This window comes from Caballeronia terrestris, assembly GCF_001544515.1.
In the GTDB taxonomy this organism is placed as follows: domain Bacteria; phylum Pseudomonadota; class Gammaproteobacteria; order Burkholderiales; family Burkholderiaceae; genus Caballeronia; species Caballeronia terrestris.
The window spans coordinates 1-8,805 of the sequence record NZ_FCOL02000118.1; the positions used below are offsets into that span (position 1 = coordinate 1).

An 8,805-nucleotide genomic window follows, 5' to 3' on the forward strand; every position below is an offset into this window, starting at 1 on the left:
GCTTCATCTCGCTCATCCTTCGCTATCGGATGAGCTATTTTACCGCGCCAAAATGGCGTTTTGACACGGTCTGGGCCCAGCCGCGCCCATTCGAGCGGCGGCTGTGATTCGACAAGAAGGAGCAGATCATCAACCAGCATGGCGATGCAAGTTTTAACATCGACACGCCCCGTTTACAACTACTTTGAGCAGGCAACAAAAATGCCGTTCAGTCGGTGTGAACGGCATTACGCCCCTGGGTAGGTTTTCCGGCGATCTGTCGATAGGCCCTGAGCGTGTCCTTTGGACGGCAGCATCACTGAGCCTGGAAATCGACGAGCTGACGCCAATATTCATCTTCTCGCCCTTCGGGACTTCCTTCTTGCTGCCACAGAACATAGGCCCGCTCCCGAAGATGGCCGTCGAGAGCGCGATGCCAGTACTCCTCCGCGCGTCCTCAGGGCGTCCGTCTAGTCGCGGTTCGGTCCTGCACACCTACCCTGTTACGCTGGGCGAGTCGGGCAACACGGCCGAGGACTCCGACTATCAGGCCAAGGCTCTCGAAGCGGCAGCGGAAGGCCGGCTTGTGCCCGACGCTGAACCCGGCACGCTGACGGCAAGAATGCATACGAGTCGGCGCGGTCAGATGGCTCCTTATGGCGATGAAGTTCAAAAGAATTCGGAAACAAAACTAGGTTTAGAGCAGGCTGTTCGCGAGCGCGCTTACTTGCTCTGGGAAAAAGGTTAGCCACAGAAACTTTATAACGACCGCGCTCGTTCAAGCAACTTGGCACATCTCATTTCCCTGCATCGGCGCGAGTGGAGAAAGACCTTGGCTAAGCGCTCGTTTCTGTCGCGTGGGACAAATGTGTGTTCGCGATTCGACGACGTCATTGCCGGGTCACATCGGCGGAGCATGATGGGTGCCGCTTCTGCCACCCGCTTTGACACGAATCGATGCGACATTTGAGAACGCGTTACCGGGGATTCCGGTTGATCGCCCGCGCCCAGCCCGAGCGCGACGGTCTCCACGCAGCCAGCGTCAGCGTCGAGAAGCAAGGCTATCCGGCTCGCGACTTTAGTGACCTCGACTTCTTTCACAGCGACGTTGACGCCGTCGAATATGCGACTACATGGGGACGCATCTGGATAGAAGCGAACGTGCAGCGTTTTGAATGAGCTGCAGGCCGGTATCGCCATCCGCTAGTGGAACCGTCGCAGCCAACGACACAATGTACTTTACGATGTAGGGCCGCTTTCCGGGCTATAGCCGACGCTCAGACGTCAATGTCGACGAGGCGATGCGAGATCGCTCGCAGATTCAGCGCCGCCTCGCATTCGGCGAGTTGCAGGAATTCCTGCGCCGCTCGCCTCGCATGCGGCTCCTCGAACCCGCGTCCGATGCCACATCCGAACAGCGACCCCGATTTCGTTCGTTCGGGTCCGAAGCGGCCCGCTGCACCTGGTCGCAGCACTGGCCACATGTTCTCATGCATCGCGCCGAAGTGGGCGTCGCCTGTTTGCATGCTCGATGGGAAACGAAACTGTTGTGATCTCTGCGGTCACTTCTGGTCCGGCAGTGCATAGGCGATCACGTAATCGCCCAGCTTCGTGAGGAACGAGCCATGTCCGCCCGCCGCGATGAGCACGTACTGCTTGCCATTCGCCTCGTAGGTCATCGGCGTCGCTTGCCCGCCCGCGGGCAGCCGGGCCTCCCAGAGCTTCTCGCCGGTGTCGGTGCTGAAAGCGCGCAGATAGTCGTCGGAAGTAGCGGCGATGAAAAACACGTGGCCCGCCGTCGTCATCGGTCCGCCGAGCATGGGCATGCCCATCTTGAACGGAATCGGGATGGGCGATGCGTCGCGCGTCGTGCCGATGCGCTTCTTCCAGATTACCTTGTTGGTATCGAGGTCCAGCGCGGCCACATAGCCCCATGCCGGCTGCTTGCAGGGCAGGCGCAGCGGCGAGAGGAACGGGTTCAACTCCACCCCGAACGGCGCGCCGTATTGCGGCTGAATACCGACCTCCGTGCCGGTTCCTGCCTGTCCCGCTTGCGGCGGTTCAATCGGATTGCCCGGGCCGCGCGGGATGAGCTTCGAGACGAAGGGCAGCGCGATCGGATTGGCAATGGCAAGGCGCCGGTCCGTATCGACGGCGAGCCCGCCCCACTCAAACATGCCGAGATTGCCCGGAAAGACCAGCGTGCCTTGCTCCGACGGCGGCGTGAACGTGCCTTCGTAGCGCAGCCGGTGAAAGATCACCCGGCACATCAGTTGGTCGTACATCGTCGCGCCCCACATATCCGCGTCGGTGAGATTCTTCTGCGGCCTGAAGGTGAGCTGCGAGAAGGGCTGCGTCGGCGACACGTGATCGCCCTTGGCCGCGCCCTGCGGCACCGGCCGCTCGGGCGCGGGAACGATGAGCTTGCCGGTGCGCCGGTCGAGCACGAAGATGTTGCCGGTCTTCGCGGGCACGTAGATCGCCGGGACCACGTTGCCGCTCGGGTCGCGAATATCCGCGAGGGTCGGCTGCGCCGGCACGTCCATGTCCCACAGATCGTGATGCACGGTCTGATAGAACCACGCGAGCTTGCCCGTCGATGCATGCAGCGCGAGCAGCCCGCTCGCGTAGCGCTCTAGATCGGGCGTGCGGTCGCCGCCCCAGATATCCGGCGTCGTCACGCCCATCGGCAGATAGACGAGATCGAGCTTCGCGTCGTACGCCGCGGGCGCCCACGAGTTCGGCGAGTTCGGCGTGTAGCCCTGCGGGTCGGCCGGAATGGCGTTGGGGTCGGTCGCGCCCGGATCGAACGCCCAGAGCAGCTTGCCGGATTTCACTTCGAAGCCGCGTATGACGCCCGAAGGCTCATGGTTGCTGTAGTTGTCGGTGACTGCGCCCGCGACGACGATCACCTTTGGCGTGATGACCGGCGGCGAAGTCGGCTCGTATTGGCCCGGCGTCTTGACGGGCTGCAGATGCTGCAGATCGAGCATGCCGTTCGCGGCGAAGTTCGCGCAGCGCTTGCCGGTCGCGGCGTCGAGTTCGAAGAGACGGCCGTCGTTCACGGGAAGGATCACGCGGCGCGCACACAGCGGCAGCTTCGACGCATTGCCCGCATCGCGGGCCTGCGCGGCGGCGGCCGTCTCGAAGTAGGACAGGCCACGACAGGTCACGTGCTGAAAGCTCGGGTCAGGCTTGAGTTCGGGATCGAAGCGCCACTTTTCCTCGCCGGTGCTGCCGTCCAGCGCGATGGCCTTCTGATGCGGCGTGCAGAAGTAGAGCGTGCCGTTGACGGCGAGCGGCGTCACTTCATCGGTGATTTCGAGCGGATCGTTCGGGCCTTTCATGTCCCCTGTGCGAAAGCGCCATGCTTCCCGCAACCCGTGCACGTTCTTCTCGTTGATCTGTGCCAGCCGCGAATACCGAGTACCGGCCTGCGTGTTCCCGTACGAAAGCCAGTCGCCCATGCGGCCATCAGATGCCGCTGGAGGTGCTGCGGACGGCAATGCGGCCGCTTGGACGGTGGCATCGATCTGCTGAGGATCGTTAAACCAGGCGTACCCGAGCGCGATACCGCACAGGACCAGCGTGACAAGGAGGGCGCTCGCGCCCGGTCGCCGGGGCCTCGCGAAAACGCGAAGCATAAAGGGAAGTACCATCCATGCGCCGAAAATCACGAGTACATCAAGGCGCGGCGCCAGCGCCCAAAAATCGAAGCCCGATTCGGCTATCGCCCATATCAGTGTGCCCAACATCAGCACCGCATACAGCCAGAGCGCGCGGGCGGTGGCACGCCAGACTAGCCAAGCGATCAGTAGCATCACGATGCCTGCAATCACATAATAGGGCGACCCACCGACGGCGACGAGCCAGCACCCGCCGATGCACAAGTAGAGCCCTGACAACAGCATGAAGACGATGGTGATCCACTGGGTCAGGAGCGAGGACGAGCTCGGCCGCTTGGGTGCCGGCGAAGTGCGGGTATTCATGTAGATGGCTTCAAGTTGCTACGTCTTCTTTCGTTTGAGAGGCCGTCGGGCCGACGCAATGGCACGCGTCAGCCTTCTGACTGACCAGCCGCCTTACATTTGCCCATGGGTTGGAAATTCTCCCTAGCGGTAGGTCGCGCTGCGACTGCGCGTCTTTGCTCCCACAAATGCGCGAGACATGCCACGAAACTTGGGGAACTATCCTCGGACATGGGCCGCTGCTGCTCGAGAATGAACGCTGCTTTTCACTGTGAGCAGTTGGTGTGCCCACCGTCACCCAAGGCCGTTGTCGGTTAATGTGAGTGATGCGGGGAAAACGTTCCGCATCGCCGCCCTTACGATTGCGTTGCGTCACAAGGCGCCGAATTCAGGGACACGTATGTGCGCCCCGACCGCTTGACGTGACTGCGCGTGTTCGTCGATTAGCATGCAGCCGTCATCAGTTCGATTCGCCTGAGCCCGTTATGCCACCGAGACGCCTAACAGATGCCCTACACCGAACGTGATCGCGGCGGCCGCGAAATCAATGATAATTTGGCGAATCGCCGAAAAGCCGGCGCCCCGAAAACGGCGAGGCCATGATAATTCGCACCGCGATGTGTTTACACGAATTAAACTTGCCAGGCTGCTCACGTGCCGATTACAATCCGCCGCGTTGCCTTCAAGGAGTCCTCCGTGGACACCTGCTCTTGTAGTGGAAGTCCGATGCCGGCATGCGCCGGCAGCATAACCGCGAGATAGCCACCTCAGGGCATCCATGTGCCGCTAACTCGCTGAGTCGGGTTAGCGCGCTTCATCGATGACGGCCTTTCCGCCGTCTTTCAGCAGCACGCTCCATTTGTTCGATGGTTCGATCGCCTCGCAGGCTCAATGCGGGACGTTGCACGTCGCCTGGTCTCGTCGGGCTGGACGGGAGTCGCGTCGTGTTCTTCAAATCGTTTGTTGTTCCTTTCGTCGTGTCGGCGATCAAGGCTATGGAGCCTGTGCGTCCAGCGGCCGTCCTTGTCCGCCCGATTAGCGGGCTCGTGCCAATGTCCCCGAACACGACGCCGATGGCGCCGAGCGCAAGACCGGGGATTCCCCGCGTTTCGTGAGTGGTCTTCTGAATGGCGGATGTGGACATAGTGCAAGCTTGATGAGTGAGTCGAGCAGCTGCGCCTGATCCGCGGGTCGGCGAGATGCCGCACGATTCGAACCTGACGATTCGTCGGGAGTATGGTGACCAAGAGCGCGTTCGCTCTCGAGCATCGCATCCTTCGCGCTGCCCCGAAGGCGAATTCCCTGACATTCCAGATTTCCCAGATCCCTATGGCCAGAGCGATCGCCATACCGCCGCCAAAAAGAATGTAAGTTGCCACGATAATCGCCATATAAGTAGCTAGGCTGGCCGCCGGGCGAGGTAGTGATCCTGCGTGACGGTCCTTTCATGTTCGATACAAGCCATCCGTTCCAGTGCGAAGTAAATCAGTAAATCGACTGTGCTGAGCCCGTGTTGAAATGCATGACGAAGGCTCAAGTTGCGCCGAATATAGCACCGACCGCGGATGCCACACCCATAGACAGCGCGCTCCAGAAGGTCACCCGCAATACGCCAGCACCCACTTTCGCTCCTCCGACGCGCGCGGCAAGTCCGCCAAGGATTGCCAGGGAAATCAGCGCCGTCACCGCGATACTCGGGGCCACCCATCGCTGCGGGGCGAGCGCCGTGACGATGAGCGGCAAAGCGGCCCCCACCGAAAAGCTGCTGGCCGACGCCAGCGCGGCCTGCAATGGATTTGCCGCGGTCGTTTCCGAAATACCCAATTCGTCGCGGGCATGCGCGCCGAGTGCGTCGTGAGCCATTAAAGCCTGTGCAACCTGTTTGGCAAGCGCCATGTCGAGGCCGCGCCGCACGTAAATCGCCGCCAACTCTTGATGCTCGTGCGCCCCATCCGCGTCGAGCTCCGCTTGCTCTTCGGCGAGCGCCGCTGTTTCCGTATCCGCCTGCGACGAGACCGATACGTACTCGCCGGTGGCCATCGACATCGCCCCGGCTACCAATCCAGCCAGGCCGGTCAGCACCAGATGGCCGTGCTCCGTTTGCGCGGACGCGACACCGATTATCAGACTTGCCGTCGAAATGATGCCGTCGTTTGCGCCAAGCACCGCGGCGCGTAGCCAGCCAATTGCCTTGATGCGATGCCGTTCTTTGTGAGCCTTGAGCATTGGCAGACCCCAGTGGTTCAGACCTGATCGCGCGACGGCTTTGCGCGGGGAAGCATCCGCTGCAGCACATCATCCTTCAGAACAAAGCGGTGGAACAGGGCTGGGACGACATGCAGACCAATCAATGTAAAGAGCACCCATGTGAGGATGCTGTGCACATCCCCCATCTCGTGGCCGAAGGCCGAGCCCGGTTCGCTCAGCTCAGGATAGGGCACGACGCCCAGCAAGCGGACCGTCCAGCCGCGTGAGGACGCGTTGATCCAGCCGAGCAGCGGCACCAGCACCAGGGCGGTGTAGAGCAGAACATGCGTTATGCGCGAGACGACGCTGAGTAGCGGCCGCAGCTCGTCCGGCGTGGGCCAATGCGTCATTCGCCAGATCACCCGGATTGTCATCACGGCGACAAGCGTCGCGCCCGCGCCAAGACGCCAGGCGATCAGATTAACGGGCTGCGTGTCCTTGTGAACATCCGGCATCGTCCAGCCGATCACAAACTGCATAGCGACCAACAGGACGGTTAGCCAGTGCAGCGTGCGCGCCACTGCATCATATGCCGGACGCTTCATTTCATAAGCCTTAGACATTCCTCATCCTCAAGTTGTCGCGAATTGATGAATTGACGAGGCGCGCGGCCTGCGAACTTTGAACCGATAGCCCAAAAAAGCGTTGCACAAATCCGACCGATGCTAGCAACCTTACCTTAAGGAAACCTGACGCTCGGTGGGAGCGATCCGGATGCTCGGCTCAGGTAACCGCATAGCCGTCAACGTAGCGTCAGTAGGACTGGGAGGCCGGGAGGCCGAGGTGTTTCGCTTGAATTAGGGAGCGGTTTGCGCCTTAGCAGGCAACGTCACTGGCCGGCTTCTTGCTATTCCTCCCACGCATCACAATCAACGCTCATCGCTGGGAACCCACATGCGCCTGCTAAATCGTCTGGCTGTTTCATTGGTTTTGCCGCTGGCCTCCTGCGCGATCGGACCATCAAGTTCAAGCGATGCGGGCTTCGGCGCGTCGCCCGCCATGCCGGCTCCGGAATCGTCGTTGGTTCCGATGGTCAACATCGCGCCCGTTCAGGCGCGCCCCGACGGTTTCATGCCCACAGCTCCCGCCGGCTTTCTCGTCACCGAGTTCGCCGGTGGCCTCATGCACCCGCGCTGGCTTTACACGCTGCCCAACGGGGACGTACTGGTAGCGGAAAGCGACGCGCCAAAAGAACACGATGAAGGCAGCGGCCTATTCGGCTGGGTCAGAAAGCAGGTCATGAAGCGCGCAGGCGCCGGTGTGCCGAGCCCCGATCGCATTGTGCTGTTACGCGATGTGGACGGCAGCGGCGTCGCGAGGACTCAAACCGTCTTTCTTCGCGGCCTCCACTCGCCGTTCGGGATGGCGCTCATTGGCAATCAACTCTATGTTGCCGATACGGACGCTCTGTTGCGTTTCGACTATGTGACAGGCACCACCCAGCTTACAAGCCCCGGCGTCAAGGTTGCCGACTTGCCGGCCGGGCCGATCACCCATCACTGGACCAAAAATATCCTGGTCGATCGCTCCGGCAAGCATCTGTACATCACGGTGGGATCAAACAGCAACGCAGGGGAAAATGGAATCGACGCCGAAGAAGATCGAGCGCGTATCCTTGTGTTCGACATCGACACGGGCCATGTGCGGCCCTATGCGACTGGATTGCGCAACGCCAACGGACTTGCTTGGCAACCGGACAGCGGCGCGTTGTGGGCGGCAGTCAATGAGCGGGACGATCTCGGCAACAATCTTGTTCCGGACTACATGACTGCCGTGAAGGACGGCGCATTCTATGGCTTTCCCTACAGCTATTACGGCCAGCACGTCGACGCCCGCGTCAAACCACAGCGGCCCGACATGGTTGCAAAGGCCATCGCGCCTGACTATGCGCTCGGCAATCATACGGCTTCGCTGGGTCTGGTCTTTTACGACCGGTCGCTGTTCCCGCCTCATTATCGTGGAGGGGCATTTGTAGGCCAGCATGGGTCATGGAACCGTAAGCCGCGTACCGGTTACAAGGTGGTGTTCGTGCCATTTGTCGATGGAAAACCTGCTGGCGTACCTGAGGATTTCCTGAGCGGCTTTCTGACGGCAGACGGCTACGCCGTGGGCCGACCCGTTGGCGTCGCACTGGACGCGCATGGGGCCTTGCTCGTGGCTGACGACGTCGGCAACGCTGTATGGCGAGTAGCGCCGCGTAACAATGAAAGATCGGCTGACATCGCGCCGGCAGCTAAATGACACAGCCCCGGCCGCTTTGCTCGGCAACCGGACGGACGCAAGGTTATCGTGCCGATTAGAACCGCTTCATCAGTCAAAGTAGCACGCCCGTGGCGTCACCTCAAAAGACGGGGCCCCGCAACTGGATCCCAGTGACGCTCCGCAGGGTAGAGCCAGCATTGTCGTGATTCGGCAGTTTGCGGTAATTGATCTGAACATCCGCGCCGGTCGACCGCTCCGTCGCCGAATTATCGAACGGCCGCTAACTCAACAATCATCGGCCATTCGCAATAACCCATTGACCGTCTCCTCCTGGCCCAGACCGTGTCAAAACGCGTAGACACTGGGAATTGCCGAAACCAGCCTCGGCGCCGGGCGCCGCTTGTCGATT

At 61.2% G+C, this 8,805-nt stretch carries 7 protein-coding genes and 1 pseudogene; 3 read left to right on the forward strand and 5 right to left on the reverse strand.

The window, feature by feature from the left end; genetic code table 11:
* Positions 1-217: 217 nt before the first annotated feature.
* Positions 218-727, forward strand: a complete 510-nt coding sequence (locus AWB67_RS43795) for a hypothetical protein (protein ID WP_327366912.1) — start codon at positions 218-220, stop codon at positions 725-727.
* Between the two features lie 245 nt (positions 728-972).
* Positions 973-1,158: a hypothetical protein gene (locus tag AWB67_RS32900; RefSeq protein ID WP_235025476.1), complete on the forward strand. Its 186-nt coding sequence runs from the start codon at positions 973-975 to the stop codon at positions 1,156-1,158.
* Positions 1,159-1,256: 98 nt separating this feature from the next.
* Here AWB67_RS32900 and AWB67_RS32905 read toward each other — a convergent pair whose 3' ends face one another.
* The 5 genes and pseudogenes from AWB67_RS32905 to AWB67_RS32920 all read right to left on the reverse strand — a co-directional run bounded on the left by AWB67_RS32905 (position 1,257) and on the right by AWB67_RS32920 (position 6,757).
* The gene (locus tag AWB67_RS32905; protein WP_087660216.1) at positions 1,257-1,505 is read right to left on the reverse strand and encodes a hypothetical protein; all 249 of its coding nucleotides are present in this window, start codon (positions 1,503-1,505) and stop codon (positions 1,257-1,259) included.
* Positions 1,506-1,541: 36 nt separating this feature from the next.
* Entirely contained in the window at positions 1,542-3,968 is a 2,427-nt protein-coding gene (locus AWB67_RS32910) for a glucose/quinate/shikimate family membrane-bound PQQ-dependent dehydrogenase (RefSeq protein ID WP_087660217.1), read from the reverse strand.
* A 462-nt stretch (positions 3,969-4,430) separates the two neighbouring features.
* A pseudogene (locus AWB67_RS43800) lies at positions 4,431-4,532 on the reverse strand (VIT1/CCC1 transporter family protein); the annotation flags it as partial.
* Positions 4,533-5,480: 948 nt separating this feature from the next.
* Positions 5,481-6,173 carry a VIT1/CCC1 transporter family protein gene (locus AWB67_RS32915; protein WP_087660218.1) on the reverse strand — a complete coding sequence of 231 codons (693 nt, stop codon included), beginning with the start codon at positions 6,171-6,173 and terminating at the stop codon, positions 5,481-5,483.
* Positions 6,174-6,190: 17 nt separating this feature from the next.
* Entirely contained in the window at positions 6,191-6,757 is a 567-nt protein-coding gene (locus AWB67_RS32920) for a cytochrome b (protein ID WP_087660219.1), read from the reverse strand.
* A gap of 331 nt (positions 6,758-7,088) precedes the next feature.
* On the opposite strand from AWB67_RS32920, the gene AWB67_RS32925 reads away from it, so the two are divergent.
* On the forward strand, positions 7,089-8,435 hold the full coding sequence (locus AWB67_RS32925; RefSeq protein ID WP_087660220.1) for a PQQ-dependent sugar dehydrogenase: 1,347 nt from the start codon (positions 7,089-7,091) through the stop codon (positions 8,433-8,435).
* The last annotated feature ends 370 nt before the right edge of the window (positions 8,436-8,805 follow it).